Source organism: Dongshaea marina (assembly GCF_003072645.1).
Classification (GTDB): domain Bacteria; phylum Pseudomonadota; class Gammaproteobacteria; order Enterobacterales; family Aeromonadaceae; genus Dongshaea; species Dongshaea marina.
This window is the reverse complement of sequence record NZ_CP028897.1, coordinates 4,471,286-4,490,983: the sequence shown is the minus strand read 5'-3', so window position 1 is coordinate 4,490,983 and position 19,698 is coordinate 4,471,286. Positions and strand designations below refer to the sequence as shown.

Sequence of the window (19,698 nt, the reverse complement as noted above, 5' to 3'; positions counted from 1 at the left end):
GTTGTCCTTCCTAGGTTGAGCCTGCCCACGAGGAAGCCATGGGCAGGATATTAAATTATTTTTAAGTTAACTTAATTGGCTTTACGGTTCTCAATCACCGCCTGAGCGATGTTATTCGGAGTCTCATTGTACTTCAAGAACTCCATAGAGTAAGAAGCACGACCCTGAGTTTGAGAACGCAAGTCAGTTGCATAGCCAAACATTTCTGCCAGTGGTACCTGAGCACGAACGATCTTCAGGCCAGCTGCGCCATCGTCCATACCGTCGATCATGCCACGGCGGCGGTTCAAGTCACCAACTACATCACCCATGAAGTCTTCAGGGGTAGTAACTTCAACCTTCATCATAGGCTCAAGCAGTACAGGGTCTGCTTCGAGAGCACCCTTCTTGAATGCCATAGAACCTGCGATTTTGAATGCCATTTCTGACGAGTCAACATCGTGGTAAGAGCCGTCGAACAGAGTCGCCTTGACGTTCAGGACTGGGTAACCAGCCAGAACACCACCGGTCATCTGCTCGGCAATACCCTTGCTTACCGCAGGGATATATTCTTTTGGTACCACACCACCGACGATCTCGTTGACAAACTCGAAGTTCTCTTCGCTGTCTACGAGAGGTGCCAGCTTCAGCCAGACGTGACCGAACTGACCACGACCACCAGACTGACGAACGAACTTGCCTTCAACCTCAACTTCTTTACGGATCGTTTCACGATACGCAACCTGAGGCTTACCAACATTACATTCAACCTTGAACTCACGCTTCATACGGTCAACGATGATGTCCAGATGGAGTTCACCCATACCGGCGATCAGAGTTTGACCTGATTCTTCGTCAGTTTCAACACGGAATGATGGATCTTCTGCAGCCAGTTTGCCCAGAGCGATACCCATCTTCTCCTGGTCAGCCTTGGTCTTAGGCTCAACAGCGATCTGGATAACAGGCTCAGGGAATTCCATACGCTCCAGAACAACCTTGTGGTCGATGTCACACAGGGTATCACCTGTGGTCACGTCCTTCAGGCCGATCGCTGCAGCGATGTCACCAGCGCGAACCTCTTTGATCTCTTTACGATCTTTAGAGTGCATCTGAACCATACGACCCACACGCTCACGCTTCTCTTTAACAGAGTTATAAACGCCAGAGCCTGTAGGCAGAACACCAGAGTAAACACGCATGAAGGTCAGAGTACCAACAAACGGGTCAGTGGCGATCTTGAATGCCAGAGCCGCGAATGGTGCGTCGTCATCAGCAGGACAGGTGATCTCATTGTCATCCATGTCCACGCCTTTGATCGCTTCAACCTGGTTTGGAGCTGGCAGGAATTCAACAACCGCGTCCAGTACTGCCTGAACACCTTTGTTTTTGAATGCAGAGCCACAGGTCGCCAGAACAATCTCGTTGTTCAGGGTGCGCTGACGCAGACCTGCTTTGATCTCTTCTTCTGACAGTTCGCCCTCGTCGAGGTACTTCTCCATCATCTCTTCAGTGGCTTCAGCGGCAGCTTCAACCAGCTCTTCATGCAGCTCAGCGGCGCGATCCTGCAGCTCAGCAGGGATCTCGTCGTAGGTGAAGGTCATCCCCTGGTCTTCTTCATTCCAGTTGATCGCCTTCATCTTGATCAGATCGATAACACCCTTGAACTCATCTTCAGCACCGATGTTCAGCTGAATTGGCACACAGGTAGCGCCCAGGCGCTCACGGATCTGCTCAACAACGCGCTCGAAGTCAGCACCGGCACGGTCCATCTTGTTGACAAATACCATGCGAGGAACGCTGTACTTGTCAGCCTGACGCCATACGGTCTCAGACTGAGGCTCAACACCTGAAGAGCCACAGAAAACAACCACGGCACCATCGAGAACACGCAGAGAACGTTCAACTTCGATAGTGAAGTCAACGTGTCCCGGGGTGTCGATGATGTTGACACGGTGTTCTTCGAATTGACCCTGCATACCACGCCAGAATGTAGTAGTCGCAGCTGAGGTGATAGTGATACCACGCTCCTGCTCCTGCTCCATCCAGTCCATGGTCGCAGCACCGTCATGAACCTCACCAATTTTGTGAGACAGGCCGGTGTAGAACAAAACACGCTCAGTCGTAGTGGTTTTACCCGCGTCGACGTGAGCACAGATACCGATATTACGGTAACGCTCGATTGGAGTTGTACGAGCCACGATACGTCCCCTCTTATCCTAAGGAAAATCCCTGGAATCTAATGATAGGTGCAGATTTTATGATCTGCACCAGCAGACTACCAGCGATAGTGAGCGAACGCTTTGTTCGCTTCAGCCATGCGATGAACATCTTCACGCTTCTTAACTGCAGAACCTTTGTTCTCAGCCGCGTCAAGGATCTCGCCAGCCAGGCGCTGAGCCATTGATTTTTCACCACGTTTACGAGCGGCGTCTACCATCCAGCGCATACCCAGAGTGTTACGACGCACAGGACGAACCTCTACAGGAACCTGGTAAGTAGAGCCACCAACACGACGAGACTTAACCTCGACGGTTGGACGAACATTCTCAAGAGCTTCCTCGAAGATGTTCAGGTGCTCTTTGTTGGACTTCTGGTTACAGATTTCCAGTGCACCATATACGATTTTTTCTGCAGTAGACTTCTTACCGTCTACCATTACTACATTTACAAACTTAGCCAGCAGCTCAGATCCGAACTTAGGATCTGGCAGCATTTTACGCTGACCGACAATGCGACGTCTTGGCATTGCTAATTCTCCGTATCTTCAGGTAATTTCCAAAACCTGGGATTAAACTAAAAGTTGTTTGGCCTTACTTAACGGAGAACCATTAAGATTTAGGCTTTTTAGCACCGTACTTAGAACGGCCCTGGCGGCGATCGTTAACACCGGCACAGTCAAGTGCACCACGAACGGTGTGATAACGAACACCTGGCAAGTCTTTTACACGACCGCCACGGATCAGAACAACAGAGTGCTCTTGCAGGTTGTGGCCTTCACCACCGATGTATGAAGAAACTTCAAAACCGTTGGTCAGGCGAACACGACACACCTTACGGAGTGCAGAGTTTGGTTTCTTTGGAGTGGTAGTATATACACGAGTACATACGCCACGCTTCTGTGGGCAAGCAGCCAGCGCAGGGACGTTGCTCTTGTCAACTTGTCTCTCGCGGGGCTTACGCACTAGCTGGTTAATAGTTGCCATCTAATGTAGCTCCTGAAAATTCATTTTCATAAACGTGTGAAAAACATCCCCATAAAATGGGGACGCGGAATTTTATTACTGCCTAGGTGCTGAGTCAAGAATTATACAGGCCAAAAATGCCTCTGGCGTAAGAAATTTTGTGCAAATTCTGCTGTGTGGTCGACTCTACCAGGTTAACGGTGATCCCTGCTTGGCGACGAGGGCGATGAGTCCGGCATCGTCGACAGCCTGCCCACACTGAGCCTTAAGTCCCCGGGCCTCAAGATCCGGGAGGCTGACATACAGAAGCTGCTGACCGGCTAGCCGGGTCAGAGCATCATTGCCGTTTGCAGTGCTAGCCGCTATAACGGCGTCCCCCATCAGTAGCAGCTGATCCTGCTCTCCAAGATAGCTCAGAGCCTGATCCAGAGTTAAGTGACTAAAGGGCGAGTCCTGAACGATATGTAGCATCTGGGTTCCTAAAACATCAGGCGGATGGGGTGTGCGGCGAACTGAGCGATGATATCCCGGCGAGGCAGGGGGTCACATCGATCAGCAGATCCTCAGTCGAGAGTCCACGAGCCGCCATAGACTCAGCACACACGTAGATGTGTTCAACATCATAGAGATCTAGCATCTTAAAGGTGGGTGCGTAATCGCGGCCGAGGATCTGCTGCGGCTGTTGCTCCCTTAGTAGCTGATATACTCCATCTTCGATAAAAAGAGCGGTGAGCTCTTCATTGACGGCAGAGGCGGCAAGCAGGGCATCCAGCCCTTCACGGCCAGAGGCACTACCATGGGGGGCGCTTCGAAAGATATAGGCAGTTGGTGTCATAATATCTCCTAAAGCTGGATCAGCCGATCGCACTGTTCGGTGATTTCACTAAGCTGCAGCAAGCCGGTCATCTCAAAGGGAACCGCTGTATTTGAGCCAGGTTTGCGGGCAAGTCTGGCTTCATTTTGATCCAGAACGCCGCGGCGTTGGGCGGCGGCAACACAGATCTCCAGCTGGACCCCCTGCTGTTGCGCAAGCTCACACCACCCCTGGTGCAGATCAAACTCGTCACTGGCCGGGGCAAGCAGGCTATTGGCATTGAGGACGCCATCCTGATAGAAGAAGATACGCGGCAGCTTGTGGCCAGCATTCAGGATTGCTCTGGCCAATTGAAGAGCCCGGCTGGCTCGGCTATTGCCGTAGGGAGGGCCGGAGATCAGCAGAGCAAAAGTCAGAGGAGCACTCATGGGTCACCATCATTTACCTATAAAAAAGCCCCTGACATGCAGAGGCCTTCATCCGGCTGCTTAGAACAGCCTCATTCGCCAATGGCTCAGATTACTTGATGTAAGCGATCGCTTCAACTTCCACCAGAACATCTTTTGGCAGGCGAGCGACTTCAACACAAGAGCGTGCCGGAGCAACGTTTTGGAAGTATTTGCCGTATACGTCGTTGAATGCAGCAAAGTTGTTCATGTCGCTCAGGAAACAGGTGGTCTTAACCACTGTGTCTGCGTTGGCACCAGCTTCTTCCAGAACCGCCATCAGGTTTTGCATCACCATCTCAGCCTGCTCAGCAACGCCACCGGCAACCACTTCCATGCTCTTTGGATCCAGAGGGATCTGGCCTGAAGTGTAAACCATGTTACCCAGCTTGCTGGCCTGAACATATGGGCCAATCGCTGCTGGTGCTTTTTCAGTGGCAATGATCTCTTTCATCGTTTGCTCCTTGGGAGTGCAGGTTGGCTAGCTGTGCTCTTCCTGCTTGTGTTGTCGGATATAGAGATAAACCGTGTGTTTGGATATCCCAAGCTTACTTGCGACCAGCAGTACCGCGTCTTTGATGTCAAAGATCCGCTTGTCATGCAGGCGAGTGACAATCAGTTTGTTTTTATTCTGATTGCCGACTTGAGGATCCTGGTTGATCTCATGAATAGTTCTCTCAATCGTCCGGGTGACCAGCTCTTCCACATTGGAGGCGAAAGTCTCGGGTGAATCTGACATCGGTTCATTGCCCACCGGCAGCCAATTGGCAGCAAGCTCATGAAACGGAGCGCTGATGTTCATGTTAAAGCACAATAGTCCGATCAACTGCTGCTTTGAATTGCGCAGTCCCATGGTGGTGGAGCGCATCATCAAACCGTCATCGGTGCGTGTCATGTAATTGGCGACAAAGTTTTCAGAAGACTGTTCAAGGCGCTTTACCAGCTCCAGAGCCATGTCGGTAATCGGCGCCCCGGCACTACGCTTGGTATGAAAACCGTTGGCAATCTTGATCACTGAATTATGCAGTGACTCAAGTGAGTGTAGTACCACTTCACAATGGAGGCCGGCAAAGGCTGCGAGAGAATCAACAAGATCTGCATAAGAGTCCATCAGCAGATGATCTTCTGCTGTAAAGCGCCGTTGCAGTGTGTCTTCCGTCACGTAAAGCCCCATAAGATTGAGAGAGGATGGGTTGATTCTCAACTTTTTTTATAAATTGTCAAATAATTTTATGTTGAACCGCCGAAAATGGGATGGCAGGGGGCCAACCGGGGCTATGCTTTAACAATAAACTTCACTTTGATCCATGGAGGATCACAGTTCGCCTCGTGGGTGAGTGCGTAACGCACTTTTTTCGGTAGACTGCTGTCAATTGCTTTTACAGGAGAAAGTCATGAAGTATACAAGCAGGCAAATGGAGGCTCACAAGCGAGTTGCTTTGGTGGCCCACGATCACATGAAAGCCGATCTTATCGACTGGGTGAGCTCTCGCGCCGAACAGCTGAAGCTCCATCACCTCTATGCGACCGGAACAACCGGCAGTTTGCTGGGAAGAGAAGCTGGATTGCCAATCAACTGCCTGTTCTCCGGTCCCATGGGTGGCGATCAGCAGCTGGGAGCCCTAATCGCCGAGGGGAAAATCGATGTGCTGATCTTTTTCTGGGATCCGCTTAATGCGGTGCCACACGACCCCGACGTCAAAGCCTTGCTGCGGCTGGCTGCGGTGTGGAATATTCCGGTGGCTACCAATAGAGCTACTGCCGACTTTTTGATGGACTCACCACATATGAGCGAGAGCGTAACGATCAGCGTTCCCGATTATCAGGGCTATCTGGCGGAGCGGACAAAAAAATAGTGCGGGAGGCCCGCACTAAAACGTAAGGAGACTTGTGGCTTAGTTCTTGGCAAACTTGGGACGGGCACTCATCATCTGCTCGATCTGCTCTTCACTCATGTTACCGCGGCTCATTCCCAGAACCTTGTAAGTCAGCAGTGGTCGGGCCCTCAGCGAGATCATCATCGGCTTGATATGAGCCTGATCATTGCTGCTGGGCTGGCCATAGGCAAAATCCAGAATGCCGCTATCTAACATATTTTTGACCGCAGGCTCGGCCAGTGGCAATTTTATGACACTCTTGCGCTGTAGTACGAACTCGCGCAGAATCGCCTTTTCGGCAAAGTCCAGGTGATTGATCATCCTTTCCAGGCGGTGCTGAGAGTGCCAGATCTCGAGCTTACTCATCAGCCAGTCCCATAACAGGAGCAATGCCCGGGCCAGAAAATAGGCGCTGGAAAACAAGATCCCCAGGACCAGGTAGGTGATATGGCGTTCAATCCACTCACTGACGGCGCCATGGAGCAGGGCATCGGGGAACAACAGAGTGATAGAGCAACTCAACAACAGCCAGGCCATACACCAGTTAACCCAAAGCTCGCTATAAGCTGTCATCTTCCACGACTTCATCGCTACCACCTCGCGTATTCTTATCCATTTTCAACTAGCACTCTGCAAACTATGGGCCAGGAATAGTCTGTGAGAATCGAATCGTGCTGAGGGTAAGAATTGCCGGATTGTGCGAATGGATTCATAAACAGCGAAAAGAGGGTTAGACCACTAAAGGAGCGACCCATCCCCTCTGTTTAACTATTCAGGGTTGTAGCTCTTGTTACTGCTCGCCCTGCCAATAGGTTTTATAGGCTTGATTGTAATTGCCGTTCTTTCCGTAATCCCAATCGATAAACACAGGTGTTACACCATCATTGGTGGTTTGAATGACATGGTTGATGTTTCCGGGATTTGCGAGATTCCAGAAGAATGTATTGGTCAGGTGTATGCCGGAGTGATTGGGAGCATAAAGGGTTGCATCTGACCAGCTGTTACCAACCACGGCATAGGCACCAATCCCATAGCCATCGAATTTTTTGACCGAGGACTCTATTTTAAAAGAGGGCTCTCTTTTATCTCCCCCTGTAGCTGGTGGACTATAGGGTAATTCTGACTGATAGAAGTAAACAGCCCCTTTATCTCCACTCCAGGTTACCTGACTCCCGTAAAAGTGCTCAACGGAAAGGCCATACATCTTGACGTTATCACCTGTGATGTAGAGGCCATGATAGGCTGAGCCGACCTGACCACCACCATCCCTGGCCCACAGCCAAAGGTTATCACCGATGACATTGTTCTGTTTGATGACAATAGCGGCTTGGTTCAGATCTGAGGCCTTTTGCTCATTGATCCCGATGCGCACAAAAATGTCATGCAGGTAACTTAAGTTATCACCACTTGCCTTATCCATTTGCAAATAGGGAGCGGTTCTACTATTCAGATCAGACTCGGATCCCTGATTGTTACCGAACATAAGCCCGGATAATGTAACCCCTGAGGCCTGGGTTTCGATGACCGGCTTATTTTGGGCGCTTGAATGGAGCTTAGGGTAGCCGAGCCCAAGCAAAACAGTGTTCGTTTGTGAAACCACAATGGGAGCTTCGAAGCGGTAATTCCCAGGAGCAAAGATAATTCCTTTGGTTGAAGAGGAGGAGAGTAATTGATTGATGTCGGCTGCTGAATTATCCGGTGTGACCAGATGAAAGCATGCTCCCGAAGAACAGGTTTCATCGGATCTGAGAATTGGGTAGCTCGAGCCGGGCTGATTGCTCCAGTCTGTGGTTGGCCCTGTCTTGTTGGATTCAGCGCTGGGCACAAATACCCGGTATTGGTTATTCTCCTCTATGATAAAGGGCTTTTCTGCAACCTGTGGACTGACATCAACCACAGTTGTCCTGGGATTGGGGGCTGCTATTTTGTTACCCTGCTGAGTGCTGCCCAGGAATACCTTATTAAAAGGGTTTCCTCCGGCTTGCCAGGTTTGAGCTTCTGAATTACGGGTAAACCACTGTTGCTGCGAGCCGTAGTTCACCCCTCCATCAATCCTGGTGTCGGCGATAAAACCGCCACTGGAGTAGCCGTTTTTGCTGAGCTTTAACGAGCCCAGGTGCATCCGTCTGAGAGCCGCTCCCTGTGATACAGACCAAACCTCGCTGTCGATATGCATATTTTCGAGGGCTCTCCAGAAGGTTCGGGTATCATTCGGAGCAGCAGTACCCGGGGCGGGAGTGATCCCATCCCCTCCGGTGATGTGGACGGCATCCGGGTTTTTTCCGAGCCCGGCAACCTGAGTAAAGTAACCGACCGTTCCCTGGGTGCTATAGGTCCCGGGGTGGACCAGGATGGCGCATCCGGAGTCCTGCTGCCGGTCGCCTTGCGTTTTTTGGTCCATCGCGATCACCCAATAAGATCGATAGCGATCACTGAATAATATCGATCGCGATCGCTCAATAATATCGATGGCGATCACTTTTGAGTTTTATATTATTGGGTGATCGGCATGAATATTATGCAGTCCCGACCGAAATGTTATTCATTTCAACTCCCGTTTCGCAGGTGTTTTTTTAACCGGCTATGCTCTCTGTTTGACCTCGAGCGGAGAGCCAGCCATGCCAACGGTGCATATCACCATGCGAAAACTCAAAGAGATCCTCAGACTCAAGTACCAAGGCGGCCTGAGTCACCGCCAGATCGCAAGCAGCCTGTCTGTGTCTCCGTCGACTGTGTCCAATTACTGCAAAAGGGCCCAACAGATGGGGCTATGCCAATGGCCTCTGCCTGCTGAGTGGGATGAAGAGCGGCTGCGCCGTGAGTTCCTTGAGACCCGGATCACGGTTCGTCAGACACCTCCTCTGCCGGATTGGGCCGTGGCCCATCAGGAGCTCAGACGCAAAGGGATGACGCTACAACTCCTGTGGGAGGAGTATGCTGAGCGACATCCCAAGAACCACTACAGCTATAACCATTACTGCATGCGTTATCGTGAGTGGCGTAAATGCCAGTCTCCCTCAATGCGTCAGAGCCATAAAGCCGGTGAAAAACTGTTTGTTGATTACTGCGGTCCAACCGTGCCCATCGTGGATCCGAGGACTGGGGAGGAGCGTCGGGCTCAGATCTTTGTCGCTGTGATGGGTGCATCCAGCTACACCTACGCCGATGCAACCTTGAGTCAGGGGCTGGAAGACTGGGTGATGAGCCATAAACGGGCCTTCGAATTTCTGGGGGGAGTACCAGAGATGATCGTTCCGGATAATCTCAAAAGCGGAGTCAGTAGAGCGTGTCGCTACGAGCCAGATCTCAATCCTACCTATCAGCAGCTGGCTGCACACTATGGTGTTGCAGTGCTTCCTGCCCGTCCTTACAAGCCCAAAGATAAAGCCAAGGCTGAGGTGGGCGTGCAGATCGTTGAGCGCTGGATCCTGGCAAAACTGCGCCATGAGACCTTCTTCAGTCTGGCTCAGCTAAACCAGCGGATCGGGGCTCTGCTCACCGAGTTGAACAATCGCCCGTTCAAGAAGCTGCCGGGAAGCCGTAAATCACAGTTTGAATTGCTAGACAAACCGGTGCTCAAATCGCTGCCTCAAAACCCCTATCAGTTCACCCGGGTGAAGGCGGTTCGGGTTCATATCGACTATCACATCGAGCTCGACAAGCACTACTACTCGGTTCCCTATACCCTGCTCAAACGCAAGCTTGAAGCGCATATCTGCGACAACCTGGTACGGATCTATCATGGTGGTCGCTGTGTCGCGACACATCCACGCAGCTATCAGCAGGGAGGGCAAACCACCCACCCCGATCATATGCCGGTCGCACACCAAAAGCAGATGCAATGGACCCCGGGACGCTTTCTGAACTGGGCTCAGGAGATAGGCCCCTCCACGCTTGCGGTGATCAAACAGCTGCTCTACCGAAAGTCCCACCCGGAGCTTGGATATCGGGCCAGCCTTGGGATCCTCAACCTGGAAAAGCGATATGGACGCCCCCGCTTAGAAGCGGCCTGCCAGCGAGCAGACCGAACGGGCGTTTACTATCAGAAAGGGATCCGCTCCATCCTGGAAAAGGGGCTGGATGGCCAGCCACTGCCCGAAACTCAGCCGGATCGTCTGGCGGAGCTCACTCACCTCAATATCCGTGGCTCAGGCTACTATCACTAAGGATCAAAGATGACAGAACAACTCAAACAGCAACTTCGGGAGCTGAAACTAAGTGGTATCCGGGATGCCCTGGAAAGGCAACATCAGCAACCCGGGCACTACCAGGAACTCGGGTTCGAAGAGCGACTCAGCCTGCTGCTGGAGCAGGAGCTGACGGATCGGTCTCAGCGGCGGATCGAGCGCCTTATCAAGCAGGCCCGATTCCGGCTGCAGGCAAATCTGGAGCAACTGGATTATCGAAGTGATCGCGGCTTGCATAGAGCCCAGATCCGCTCACTGGCAGAGGGATACTGGCTTAGCCTGGGGCAGACTCTGATCCTGACCGGGGCGACCGGGTGCGGGAAAACCTATCTGGCCTGCGCCCTGGGCCATCACTTCTGTCTGCAGGGACTCGGGGTTCGCTACTTCCGGTTTAAAGAGCTGCTGGAGCAACTGCAGCTGGCTCAGGCTGATGGCAGCTATCGAAAGCTGATGGTTCAGTTGAGAAACACGCCGCTTCTGATCCTCGATGACTGGGGACTGGAGTCGCTGAATGCGCTTCAGCGTAGCGATCTACTGGAGTTAATCGATGCTCGCCATGGTCACGGAGCCACACTGATCGGCAGCCAGCTTCCGCTGGAGCACTGGCACACAATGATCGGTGAATCAACCCATGCGGATGCGATCCTGGATCGTCTGGTTCATGGAGCGATCCGTGTAGAATTATGCGGAGAATCGATGAGAAAAATCACCGCAGAGTTGACGGATGCCGATCACTCAGGGTAAAAAATAACCCAGTCTGTGAGACGGGATGTTGAGGTGATCGACATCATATTATTCGGTGATCGCCATCGCGATAATACGCACGCCTGCTTCCTCGGGCAATTGGCAGCTATCAAGGGCTGAAAGCAGCTCACTATCATTTAGTACAGTGTAAATCCCTCTAACCCCTTCAAATGGGTTTTCACCGGCACTGGCGGCGAAAGTCATTCCCAGGCTACAGAGGATCAGAGCGGCACAGCTAAGCTGATATCTGTTTGGCAAAGTAAAAGACATGATTTATAACCCCTTGAGATTTTTATCATTCGTCGTTTTTCAAAATGACTGGCACTGAGGTTGAGGACTGGCAGCAAGAACCCATGTAGGGATTTGCTTACTCAACGTTTAAGTGCCAGCAGGGACTAAGATTCCTGGGCGGATTCACTGTTACCTATGATGTATCTATGCACGGCCTGGATCCGCATCTCACGTTGCTCTTGTGGTAAACCATCAATTTTGATCGGTTCTGTGACAGCACCACCGACGGCCATGTTCATGATGAGGTAATAGCCTGAATCAAATCCTTTATGGAAAGAGTCGTAAGCGGTTTTAGAGGCTTCGGGGCTTAGATTTTTTGTCCCACCCGTTTTAAGGTTGCGCAAAACGGCAGAGTCCGGGTGAAGCTCGATTTGGAAGTAGGAATCTCCATCATAGTAAAAGGTCATGTAATCCCCGTACTGGGTCAGGTTCCACTCCATTCCATAGTGGTGATAGCCTGAGATCCCCTGGGCAGGAGCGGCATTCACTGCCTCGCTTCCATCGCCAGCATAAGGGTTGCTTGGGTAGTGGATAGTAGACATGACGGGGTAAGGCTTATACATCAGCTCCAGGATGTCGATCTCCATTCCGGCAGGCCAGGTGTCTTTTCCCGCTCCTGGCCAGGGGTGACCCCCGCCATCATTCATTCGATCGTTGTTGGGCATCATCCAGATAGCAGGCCAGAGCCCATTGCTATAAGCAACTTTGGCGGTCACCTCGATTGCACCGCGTTTAATTGTTGGATCACCGGGCTTGCCTCCGACCCTGTTGATATCAAAAACGCCCTGAGTTGCCAGCCATCCTGAGCTGTAGTTATGTCCGCCCGATGGCTTTTTTTCCGCTATCAATGAAACGCTCTGATCTGACCCGTTGAACTGAATCTGGCCCTTTGTGTAGATTTGAGCTTCCCCGGGTCCCGAGTGATAAAAGTTATCTGCTCTCCAGAAGAAGCGATCCAGGTCCTCTACTTTGCTAATACCTGAGAGCAGATTGGTATCTTGAGTGCAGTTGGCTCCTTCGGTCAGGTGGCTACATAAAGAGTTTGCATCTAAAGCACCTGCATGGCTGACAGGGCTCATCAACAATGAGGGGAATAGCAAGGCACCAAAGCAGAGGGGCTTAACCCTCTGGAGTGGTTTGATGATGGAATTAGAATGAACACGCATGATTAAACTCCTGTAAAGGTATTTGCCAAGATGGCAAATGATCCAAGCCTTAAGCTAGAGCAGGATTCCGCTCAAAACTGTCGCATAAAAAATGTGCAAAATGTCGCCAAATGAAGACATTTTGTCGCATCGTCAATAAGGATGCGGCTTACAGGATATATAAGTCGTGAGAGTTAATGTAACCGGTTACATTAATTTGCGATCGGGGTCACAGCCTGGTTTTTTGAGGAGGTGATAATTTTTTATATAGCCAGGGTCCTTGTTCTGTAAAATCGAGGCCTGACTCGAAAGCTCAGTAGGAGAGAGTGTGAATATCAAAGAGTTCAGTAGCAGGGTCGGCGTCAGCGCACATACCATCCGTTATTACGAAAAGATCGGGGTGCTCAGGGAGATCCGCCGAAGCAGTAGTGGTCATCGGTTTTTTAACGGCCAGGATCTCAAGTGGATGGAGTTTGTGCTGCGCCTCAAGGATATGGGAATGCCTCTTTCTCAGATCCAACGCTATGCAGAGCTGAGGGAGCAGGGGGATACCACAATGCAGGAACGCAAGGCATTGCTGGAGGCCCATGTTGAGATTGTCAGGCAGCGACTTGCTATCGAGCAGGAACATCTGAGAAACATTCAGGACAAGATCGCTTTGTATGATTCTTTCATCAGTGGTGAAAAAGCATTTCCCTATTAAATATAAAATAACCTATTGACTTAGAGCATACTCTAACCCTCAGGCTCTATCTCCAGTGGCCCGGAGAATCACTTCGGGAGTTTGAACTTAAGGAGATAGAGATGCGCAGCAACACACGTTTTGAAAAGGGTCTGGAGAAGCTCAGCGAAATCGATGGTCGTGCCGGAGAGGAGGTGATCTCCTCTTTAAGTGAGATCAATCCGGCCCTGGCTCGTTATACCGTGGAGTTTGGCTTCGGGGATATCTATAGCCGCAGCGAGCTTGATTTAAGATCGAGGGAGATAGCAACGGTCGCGGCCCTCACCACACTGGGGCATGCCCAGCCACAGCTCAAGGTCCATATCAACGCGGCTCTCAATGTGGGTTGTACGCCCCGGGAGATCCTGGAGATCATCACCCAGATGGCAGTCTATGCCGGATTCCCGGCTGCGCTTAATGCAAGCTTCACCGCCAAAGAGGTGTTTGATGAGCGAGGGATTGTAGCCCTACGGGCAGGTTGCTTTGTGCCTACGGCACAGGTGTCGGGGCGCGGACACCGCCTTACTTTTGTATCGTCAAAAGTAAGCAAAACCTTGCTTCGCGCGATGAGCCTATATCCCTATAGGCTTCTCCAGTTCAGCATCCTGCTTCTCGCTCCATTGCTGCGTATTTCCACCCCTCCATCGAGCTGCGCGGCTCGGCGTCCTGCCTCGAAAGCATCAAGCAGCATGAGACTCTCACGACCGGCTTGGTTGCTGAATCATAGAGAGGAAGTTAACTCCCCGTGAGCTCGGGTCGCGATTACTTCGACAAAGCCGAAACATCACCAGTGATGATGGGGTGAGGATTGATCGTCATGAGCTTCATCTGGCTATACTCAGAGCATCAAGGTTTTCCTGGAGCTCCCGATGAGAACTTGGCTGATCGCACTTTTGAGCCTACTTCCTGCATTGGCTACTGCACAACCCACCATGGTAATGACCTATTTTGATAGTTACCCGCCCTACTCATGGAAGGAGAAGGGGCAGATGAAGGGGATCCTGGTGGATATAGCCACCGAGGCTCTGCAGAACAGGATGAAACTCAAGGTCGAACACCAGGGCTACCCATGGGCCAGGGCGCAGCTCAGGGTCAGGGAGCACAAGGCCGACGCATTTGTTACAGTGCCAACGCCTGTGCGTCAGGAGTATACCCTGTTCAGCGAAGAAACCGTCCTGCCGGTGACCTTCTCTTTGTTGACCAATAAGGAGAACTCCAGGCTCAAACAGATTGAGCAGATCAAGACTCTTCCCGATCTTGAGCCATTTCGCCAGGTCTCCTATCTGGGAAATGGCTGGGCGAAATTGAAACTTGGGAAGATGGATATCATCTGGGGGCCCACCATTGAGCGGGTGCTGCAACTGATGGATAAGAATCGCTACGATATCTTTGTTGAGGCCACCCATGCCATCAACTACTACATCAAGCAGTCCGGCTATGGGGCTAACCTGCTAGCGATTCCGGTGCCCTTTAAGCCGGTTAAGTTTCACCTATGTGTTGGAAGAGGCTCTCCTTTCACCAAAATACTGCCGCAATTTGATGAAACGATTCGGGCCATGCGCGCCGATGGGGCCTTGGAGAAGATCTACGCCAAATACCGCTGACAGATGGTTCTGACCTGCGGCCAGCTTATTTGTGCCTGCGGAACATAGTGTCGGGCTGCCGACGACAGCCAGAGGGGATTGCTTGTCCAACCCCCTCTGGACTCCCAAGGACACCCCGTGAGAAAGCGGTGAGGCAACCGTTAATATTTGTTGTTTTTTCTTTCCGAGACAGGATGTCGAGCATCGGAGCTTGATGGAGGGACTCATCACGCGTAGAGAGCTTTTGCTTACTTTTGGCGGTACAAAAGTAAGGTGTCGTCGGGCACCCCCGACAAAAGTGGCGGTAGCCACAAGACCCCACCCAATGGGCGAGGCACTGGGCCATCCGAAGGATAAAAATATGTTCAGCTTGACCTGTGGTCAGCGATTTGTGCCAGAGGCACATTGCCGCTGCCGAGCGGCGACGGGTTAAGGAGAGAGCGCCTCCCTCCTTAACAATCCACCGGCGCCCTGGAATTTCCCTTCTCCTCGGTTTGTCTTGACTCACAAGACAATGGACAAACCGCACATCCATGTGCGGGCTGTCCATTCACAGCCTCCATGCTGTTCGGTCTTGTTCACTACGAGTCACCTCGGGGGAAATTGACAGGAGGCTATAGGACCTTTCTCCGATTCAGTTTTATGGTGCCGTTACGATTACCCTCGAATCTTCAAACTAAATCACGGTGTTAAATCGAAGTGCGGGTTATACATCCCCGTGAGCGAGCGCGGAGGCGAGTCGTAGAGGGTTAAGGTTGAGTGGCATGGATGCCACGAGAATGCAGTCAAGAAAGGGAGGTCTTGTCTGCATGGCACATCCTCAGGAGAGCCGAGGATTTAGCGAGGTTCGGGGCGCCCCGGGAGATGCACGCCGCTAACAACATCCATGTTTATCGCGGCATTCACACTTCCCTGTATATCAGAAGCGCGGGCACCTTTGCCATATAGGGATATATCAATGCCGTGGAAGGCAGGATGCCTGAGAACGGCCTTGCCTGCCACCGGTCAGCACCGGCAAATACAGCGAAGCTGCAAACAGCTGTGCGCAGCACAAGCCATAAAAAAACCCGCCTGATGGCGGGTTTTTCGTGCGTAAACGGAAAGCTTACTCTCCGTTGGGAGGTAACCCCTATTACTTACGCTTGGCCAGCTTCTCTTTGATACGAGCTGCCTTACCGGTACGGCCACGCATGTAGTACAGCTTGGCACGGCGAACGTCACCGCGACGCTTCACTTCAACGCTCGCAACAGCTGGGCTGTGAGTCTGGAAAGTACGCTCAACGCCTTCGCCGTTTGAAATCTTACGTACAGTGAACGCAGAGTGCAGACCACGGTTGCGCTTGGCCATTACGAAGCCTTCGAAAGCCTGAAGACGCTCTTTGGTGCCTTCTTTTACGCGAACCATGACACGAACGGTGTCACCTGGTGCAAACTCAGGAAGATCCTGACGCATCTGCTCTTGTTCAAGTTGCTTAATGATATTGCTCATTTCAATATTCCTACCTAGGTGTAACTGATAACTCTACAGTTATTCGTGAGTGTCACGAATAAACTCAGCAAGAAGTGTTTCCTGCTCGTCAGTCAGAGCTAGATTATTTAGTAGTTCCGGTCTTCTCTGCCAGGTCCGTCCCAGCGACTGTTTTAACCGCCAACGATCGATCTTCTTATGGTCACCACTGAGCAAAACCTGGGGAACTTGCATTCCATCCAGTGACTCAGGGCGCGTGTAGTGGGGGCAGTCCAGAAGACCATCTTCGAAGGAGTCCTGCTCAGCACTCTCCATCTTACCCAATACACCGGGGACCAGCCTCGACACCGCATCAATCAGCGTCATTGCGGGGAGCTCGCCACCGCTTAAGACATAGTCTCCGACCGACCACTCCTCATCCACCTCAGCCTGCAGCAAGCGTTCATCGATGCCTTCGTAGCGCCCGGCAACCAGAATCAGCTTCTGGTGTTGTGCAAGCTCTCTGACACCGGATTGCTCCAGCTTTCTCCCCTGGGGGAGAGGTAGATGACTCTGGCGTCTCCTCCGGCGGCCTGCTTGGCTGCCAAAATCGCATCGCGCAGTGGTTGAATCATCATCAGCATTCCCGGTCCTCCGCCATATGGCCTGTCATCAACGGTGCGATGACGGTCATGGGTAAAGTCCCGAGGGTTCCAGCACTCAAGCTGGATCAGTCCCTGTTTGATGGCCCGACCTGTGACCCCGAAATCAGAGATAGCTCTGAACATTTCAGGGAAGAGGCTAACAACCCCTAACCACATTAAAAACCCGGATCCCAATCAACAGTTATAGTGCGGGTTTCCAAGTCAACAGACTGGATCACCTGCTCTTCGATGAACGGAATTAACCGTTCTTTTTTGCCAAAAGCATCATTCAGATTGGCTTTTACCATCAGCACGTCGTTTGAGCCGGTTTCCATCATCTGGGTCACCTGTCCAAAATCGTAGTTGCTGGTGTTTTTGACGCTACACCCAATCAGGTCACGCCAGTAATAATCGCCATCCTGTAAATCAGGTAACTGGTCCTTATGGACCGAGATCTCCACACCGGTCAGCAGTTCAGCCTGCTCACGCTGGTCGATGCCCTCAAGCTTGACCAACAAACCCTTATTGTGGCGACGCCAGTTACTGATCGTCAGCTCTTTGAACTGACCTTTTTGTTCCATCAGCCAGGGCTGATAGTCAAAAATGCTTCCAGCCACATCGGTGAAAGAGTGGATTTTCAGCCAGCCTTTAATACCGTACACGGCACCCAAACGGGCGATTACGATTTGCTCTTTCACTTAAGCACCTACCGATTAAGCCGCTTTGTTTGCGTCTTTGATCAGCTTGGCTACGCGATCAGATACCTGAGCGCCCTGAGTAGTCCAGTGCTCGATGCGCTCCATGTCCAGACGCAGTTTTTCTGCCTGGCCAGAAGCTACAGGGTTAAAGAAGCCAACTCGCTCGATGAAACGACCATCGCGGGAGAAACGGCTATCAGCTACAACTACCTGATAGAACGGGCGCTTCTTAGCTCCGCCGCGTTGTAAACGAATGGTTACCATACCGTCCTCTATATATTTTCAATAAAAAAGGGCTCGGACTAGCCGAACCTTGCTTACAGTAAGCCGCGAAATTTTACTTTTATTCACGGCAAATGCAACCGATCTTACTATTTTTTATGCAGATCGGTTGCCCCTTAGTGCCATATGGCTAGTAGCCACTGACAAAATTTTAGAATGGACGCCCGCCGCGGCCGCCACCCATTCCTCCCATACCGCCGGGAGGCATCATTCCCTGCATGGCGCTCATCATCTTGCGCATGCCACCCTTGCCGGAGAGCTTTTTCATCATCTTCTGCATCTGGGTGAACTGCTTGAGCAGGCGGTTGACATCCTGGACTTGCAGCCCGCAACCATTGGCGATACGGCGCTTGCGTGACCCCTTGATCACATCGGGGAAACGGCGCTCATGGGGAGTCATGGAGCTGATAATCGCTTCCATGTGGACCATCATCTTATCGTTGACCTGGTTCTTGACCTGATCCGGTACCTGATTCATTCCGGGGAGCTTGTCCAGCAGTCCGGCCATGCCACCCATGTTGCCCATCTGCTGTAGCTGGTCACGGAAATCTTCGAGATCAAAGCCCTTACCTTTTTTGATCTTCTTGGCGAGCTTATCGGCCTTATCTTTGTCGACCTTGCGCTCAACCTCTTCGATGAGTGACAGTACGTCACCCATTCCCAGGATGCGTGATGCGATCCGGTCCGGGAAGAAGGGCTCCAGGGCATCGGTCTTTTCACCCATACCGATAAACTTGATCGGTTTACCTGTGATATGACGCACCGACAGGGCGGCACCACCTCGGGCATCACCATCTGCCTTGGTGAGGACCACCCCGGTCAGGGGAAGGGCATCATTAAAGGCCTTGGCGGTGTTAGCGGCATCCTGACCCGTCATGGCATCGACCACAAACAGGGTCTCAACCGGCTTGACCGCGGCGTGCAATTCCTGGATCTCACCCATCATCTGCTCATCGACGTGCAGACGACCAGCGGTATCGACGATCAGGACATCAAAAAACTTCTTGCGGGCATGATCAATCGCGGCATTGACGATGGCGATCGGTTTTTGTTTGATGTCACTTGGAAAGAATTCGACATCGACCTCACCGGCCAGGGTCTCCAGCTGCTTGATTGCTGCCGGACGGTAAACGTCGGCACTGACAACCAGCACCTTTTTCTTGTCACGCTCTTTGAGGTGTTTGGCCAGCTTGGCGACCGTGGTTGTTTTACCCGCACCCTGCAGGCCAGCCATCAGCAGAACCGCAGGCGGCTGTGCTGCCAGATCCAGGGCCGAGTTCTCCTCGCCCATCACTGCAACCAGTTCGCTATTTACGATCTTGATAAATACCTGGCCCGGGCTGAGGCTCTTGGTGACCTCCTGACCGACCGCACGCTCCTTAACGCGCTTGATGAACTCGCGAACAACCGGCAGGGCAACATCTGCTTCCAGCAGAGCCATGCGCACTTCGCGCAGGGTTTCCTTGATATTATCTTCAGTGAGTCGACCGCGGCCACTGATGTTTTTCAGCGTTCGCGACAGTCGATCTGTCAAATTCTCAAACATGGAGTGTCCCGATTCTATAACCGTAAGGCAGAAAATTGCGCCGATTATAACCTGATTTGGCGTAAGGATCGATCGCGCGGTAGCTCAGCTTCCACAGCTCTTGTATACTGGT

At 51.9% G+C, this 19,698-nt stretch carries 21 protein-coding genes and 2 pseudogenes; 6 read left to right on the top strand and 17 right to left on the bottom strand.

Annotation, left to right across the window (positions count from 1 at the left end; all coding sequences use genetic code 11):
• Window positions 1-71: 71 nt before the first annotated feature.
• From fusA to DB847_RS20950, 8 genes and pseudogenes are all read right to left on the bottom strand, one after another.
• On the bottom strand, window positions 72-2,177 hold the full coding sequence (gene fusA, locus DB847_RS20985; protein WP_108652422.1) for an elongation factor G: 2,106 nt from the start codon (window positions 2,175-2,177) through the stop codon (window positions 72-74).
• 77 nt (window positions 2,178-2,254) lie between these two features.
• Window positions 2,255-2,725, bottom strand: a complete 471-nt coding sequence (rpsG, locus tag DB847_RS20980) for a 30S ribosomal protein S7 (protein WP_108652421.1) — start codon at window positions 2,723-2,725, stop codon at window positions 2,255-2,257.
• 82 nt (window positions 2,726-2,807) lie between these two features.
• Window positions 2,808-3,182, bottom strand: coding sequence for a 30S ribosomal protein S12 (gene rpsL, locus DB847_RS20975; RefSeq protein WP_108652420.1), 375 nt, complete (start codon window positions 3,180-3,182; stop codon window positions 2,808-2,810).
• Between the two features lie 165 nt (window positions 3,183-3,347).
• Window positions 3,348-3,632, bottom strand: coding sequence for a sulfurtransferase complex subunit TusB (tusB, locus tag DB847_RS20970; RefSeq protein WP_108652419.1), 285 nt, complete (start codon window positions 3,630-3,632; stop codon window positions 3,348-3,350).
• An 8-nt stretch (window positions 3,633-3,640) separates the two neighbouring features.
• Window positions 3,641-3,996: pseudogene (gene tusC / locus DB847_RS20965) on the bottom strand (sulfurtransferase complex subunit TusC).
• A gap of 8 nt (window positions 3,997-4,004) precedes the next feature.
• Window positions 4,005-4,403, bottom strand: coding sequence for a sulfurtransferase complex subunit TusD (gene tusD / locus DB847_RS20960; protein WP_108652417.1), 399 nt, complete (start codon window positions 4,401-4,403; stop codon window positions 4,005-4,007).
• Between the two features lie 91 nt (window positions 4,404-4,494).
• Window positions 4,495-4,875 carry a RidA family protein gene (locus DB847_RS20955; RefSeq protein WP_108652416.1) on the bottom strand — a complete coding sequence of 127 codons (381 nt, stop codon included), beginning with the start codon at window positions 4,873-4,875 and terminating at the stop codon, window positions 4,495-4,497.
• Window positions 4,876-4,902: 27 nt separating this feature from the next.
• On the bottom strand, window positions 4,903-5,583 hold the full coding sequence (locus DB847_RS20950) for a helix-turn-helix transcriptional regulator (RefSeq protein ID WP_234418454.1): 681 nt from the start codon (window positions 5,581-5,583) through the stop codon (window positions 4,903-4,905).
• Window positions 5,584-5,815: 232 nt separating this feature from the next.
• Here DB847_RS20950 and DB847_RS20945 point away from each other — a divergent pair, with 232 nt between their 5' ends.
• Complete coding sequence (locus DB847_RS20945; RefSeq protein ID WP_108652414.1) at window positions 5,816-6,277, top strand: methylglyoxal synthase; 462 nt, start codon at window positions 5,816-5,818, stop codon at window positions 6,275-6,277.
• A gap of 39 nt (window positions 6,278-6,316) precedes the next feature.
• On the opposite strand, the gene DB847_RS20940 is transcribed toward DB847_RS20945, so the two are convergent.
• On the bottom strand, window positions 6,317-6,886 hold the full coding sequence (locus tag DB847_RS20940) for a superinfection exclusion B family protein (RefSeq protein ID WP_108652413.1): 570 nt from the start codon (window positions 6,884-6,886) through the stop codon (window positions 6,317-6,319).
• A 202-nt stretch (window positions 6,887-7,088) separates the two neighbouring features.
• On the bottom strand, window positions 7,089-8,699 hold the full coding sequence (locus tag DB847_RS20935; protein ID WP_108652412.1) for a hypothetical protein: 1,611 nt from the start codon (window positions 8,697-8,699) through the stop codon (window positions 7,089-7,091).
• Between the two features lie 217 nt (window positions 8,700-8,916).
• Here DB847_RS20935 and istA point away from each other — a divergent pair, with 217 nt between their 5' ends.
• Window positions 8,917-10,464: an IS21 family transposase gene (istA, locus tag DB847_RS20930; RefSeq protein ID WP_108649425.1), complete on the top strand. Its 1,548-nt coding sequence runs from the start codon at window positions 8,917-8,919 to the stop codon at window positions 10,462-10,464.
• 9 nt (window positions 10,465-10,473) lie between these two features.
• Window positions 10,474-11,229, top strand: coding sequence for an IS21-like element helper ATPase IstB (gene istB, locus DB847_RS20925; RefSeq protein ID WP_108649424.1), 756 nt, complete (start codon window positions 10,474-10,476; stop codon window positions 11,227-11,229).
• Between the two features lie 48 nt (window positions 11,230-11,277).
• Here the strand turns inward: istB and DB847_RS20920 are convergent, their stop codons facing one another.
• Together DB847_RS20920 and DB847_RS20915 are read right to left on the bottom strand one after the other, a co-directional pair.
• Entirely contained in the window at window positions 11,278-11,499 is a 222-nt protein-coding gene (locus tag DB847_RS20920; protein ID WP_108652411.1) for a hypothetical protein, read from the bottom strand.
• Between the two features lie 125 nt (window positions 11,500-11,624).
• The gene (locus DB847_RS20915) at window positions 11,625-12,686 is read right to left on the bottom strand and encodes a glycoside hydrolase family 16 protein (protein WP_108652410.1); all 1,062 of its coding nucleotides are present in this window, start codon (window positions 12,684-12,686) and stop codon (window positions 11,625-11,627) included.
• Between the two features lie 307 nt (window positions 12,687-12,993).
• Here DB847_RS20915 and DB847_RS20910 point away from each other — a divergent pair, with 307 nt between their 5' ends.
• The 3 genes from DB847_RS20910 to DB847_RS20900 all read left to right on the top strand — a co-directional run bounded on the left by DB847_RS20910 (window position 12,994) and on the right by DB847_RS20900 (window position 14,990).
• Window positions 12,994-13,368 (top strand): MerR family transcriptional regulator, encoded by a 375-nt coding sequence (locus DB847_RS20910; protein WP_108652409.1) that lies wholly within the window; start codon window positions 12,994-12,996, stop codon window positions 13,366-13,368.
• A gap of 101 nt (window positions 13,369-13,469) precedes the next feature.
• Window positions 13,470-14,135, top strand: a complete 666-nt coding sequence (locus DB847_RS26765; RefSeq protein WP_108652408.1) for a carboxymuconolactone decarboxylase family protein — start codon at window positions 13,470-13,472, stop codon at window positions 14,133-14,135.
• Between the two features lie 120 nt (window positions 14,136-14,255).
• A complete protein-coding gene (locus tag DB847_RS20900; protein WP_108652407.1) occupies window positions 14,256-14,990 on the top strand; it encodes a substrate-binding periplasmic protein in 735 nt (244 codons plus the stop codon).
• A 1,111-nt stretch (window positions 14,991-16,101) separates the two neighbouring features.
• Here the strand turns inward: DB847_RS20900 and rplS are convergent.
• From rplS to ffh, 5 genes and pseudogenes are all read right to left on the bottom strand, one after another.
• Window positions 16,102-16,458, bottom strand: coding sequence for a 50S ribosomal protein L19 (gene rplS, locus DB847_RS20895; protein ID WP_108652406.1), 357 nt, complete (start codon window positions 16,456-16,458; stop codon window positions 16,102-16,104).
• A gap of 39 nt (window positions 16,459-16,497) precedes the next feature.
• A pseudogene (gene trmD, locus DB847_RS20890) lies at window positions 16,498-17,204 on the bottom strand (tRNA (guanosine(37)-N1)-methyltransferase TrmD).
• Window positions 17,205-17,236: 32 nt separating this feature from the next.
• Complete coding sequence (gene rimM / locus DB847_RS20885; protein ID WP_108652405.1) at window positions 17,237-17,758, bottom strand: ribosome maturation factor RimM; 522 nt, start codon at window positions 17,756-17,758, stop codon at window positions 17,237-17,239.
• Window positions 17,759-17,773: 15 nt separating this feature from the next.
• The gene (gene rpsP / locus DB847_RS20880; protein ID WP_108652404.1) at window positions 17,774-18,022 is read right to left on the bottom strand and encodes a 30S ribosomal protein S16; all 249 of its coding nucleotides are present in this window, start codon (window positions 18,020-18,022) and stop codon (window positions 17,774-17,776) included.
• A gap of 169 nt (window positions 18,023-18,191) precedes the next feature.
• Window positions 18,192-19,586, bottom strand: coding sequence for a signal recognition particle protein (ffh, locus tag DB847_RS20875; RefSeq protein WP_108652403.1), 1,395 nt, complete (start codon window positions 19,584-19,586; stop codon window positions 18,192-18,194).
• Window positions 19,587-19,698 lie beyond the last annotated feature (112 nt).

What these genes read in the sequence shown, in the direction of transcription:
- rpsP (WP_108652404.1), bottom strand. Translation starts at nt 18,022, where the DNA reads ATGGTAACCATTCGTTTACAACGCGGCGGAGCTAAGAAGCGCCCGTTC.
- DB847_RS20940 (WP_108652413.1), bottom strand. Translation starts at nt 6,886, where the DNA reads ATGAAGTCGTGGAAGATGACAGCTTATAGCGAGCTTTGGGTTAACTGG.
- DB847_RS20900 (WP_108652407.1), top strand. Translation starts at nt 14,256, where the DNA reads ATGAGAACTTGGCTGATCGCACTTTTGAGCCTACTTCCTGCATTGGCT.
- DB847_RS20915 (WP_108652410.1), bottom strand. Translation starts at nt 12,686, where the DNA reads ATGCGTGTTCATTCTAATTCCATCATCAAACCACTCCAGAGGGTTAAG.
- DB847_RS20945 (WP_108652414.1), top strand. Translation starts at nt 5,816, where the DNA reads ATGAAGTATACAAGCAGGCAAATGGAGGCTCACAAGCGAGTTGCTTTG.
- rpsG (WP_108652421.1), bottom strand. Translation starts at nt 2,725, where the DNA reads ATGCCAAGACGTCGCATTGTCGGTCAGCGTAAAATGCTGCCAGATCCT.
- tusB (WP_108652419.1), bottom strand. Translation starts at nt 3,632, where the DNA reads ATGCTACATATCGTTCAGGACTCGCCCTTTAGTCACTTAACTCTGGAT.
- tusD (WP_108652417.1), bottom strand. Translation starts at nt 4,403, where the DNA reads ATGAGTGCTCCTCTGACTTTTGCTCTGCTGATCTCCGGCCCTCCCTAC.
- rplS (WP_108652406.1), bottom strand. Translation starts at nt 16,458, where the DNA reads ATGAGCAATATCATTAAGCAACTTGAACAAGAGCAGATGCGTCAGGAT.
- istA (WP_108649425.1), top strand. Translation starts at nt 8,917, where the DNA reads ATGCCAACGGTGCATATCACCATGCGAAAACTCAAAGAGATCCTCAGA.
- rpsL (WP_108652420.1), bottom strand. Translation starts at nt 3,182, where the DNA reads ATGGCAACTATTAACCAGCTAGTGCGTAAGCCCCGCGAGAGACAAGTT.
- DB847_RS20935 (WP_108652412.1), bottom strand. Translation starts at nt 8,699, where the DNA reads ATGGACCAAAAAACGCAAGGCGACCGGCAGCAGGACTCCGGATGCGCC.
- ffh (WP_108652403.1), bottom strand. Translation starts at nt 19,586, where the DNA reads ATGTTTGAGAATTTGACAGATCGACTGTCGCGAACGCTGAAAAACATC.
- DB847_RS26765 (WP_108652408.1), top strand. Translation starts at nt 13,470, where the DNA reads ATGCGCAGCAACACACGTTTTGAAAAGGGTCTGGAGAAGCTCAGCGAA.
- istB (WP_108649424.1), top strand. Translation starts at nt 10,474, where the DNA reads ATGACAGAACAACTCAAACAGCAACTTCGGGAGCTGAAACTAAGTGGT.
- DB847_RS20920 (WP_108652411.1), bottom strand. Translation starts at nt 11,499, where the DNA reads ATGTCTTTTACTTTGCCAAACAGATATCAGCTTAGCTGTGCCGCTCTG.
- DB847_RS20955 (WP_108652416.1), bottom strand. Translation starts at nt 4,875, where the DNA reads ATGAAAGAGATCATTGCCACTGAAAAAGCACCAGCAGCGATTGGCCCA.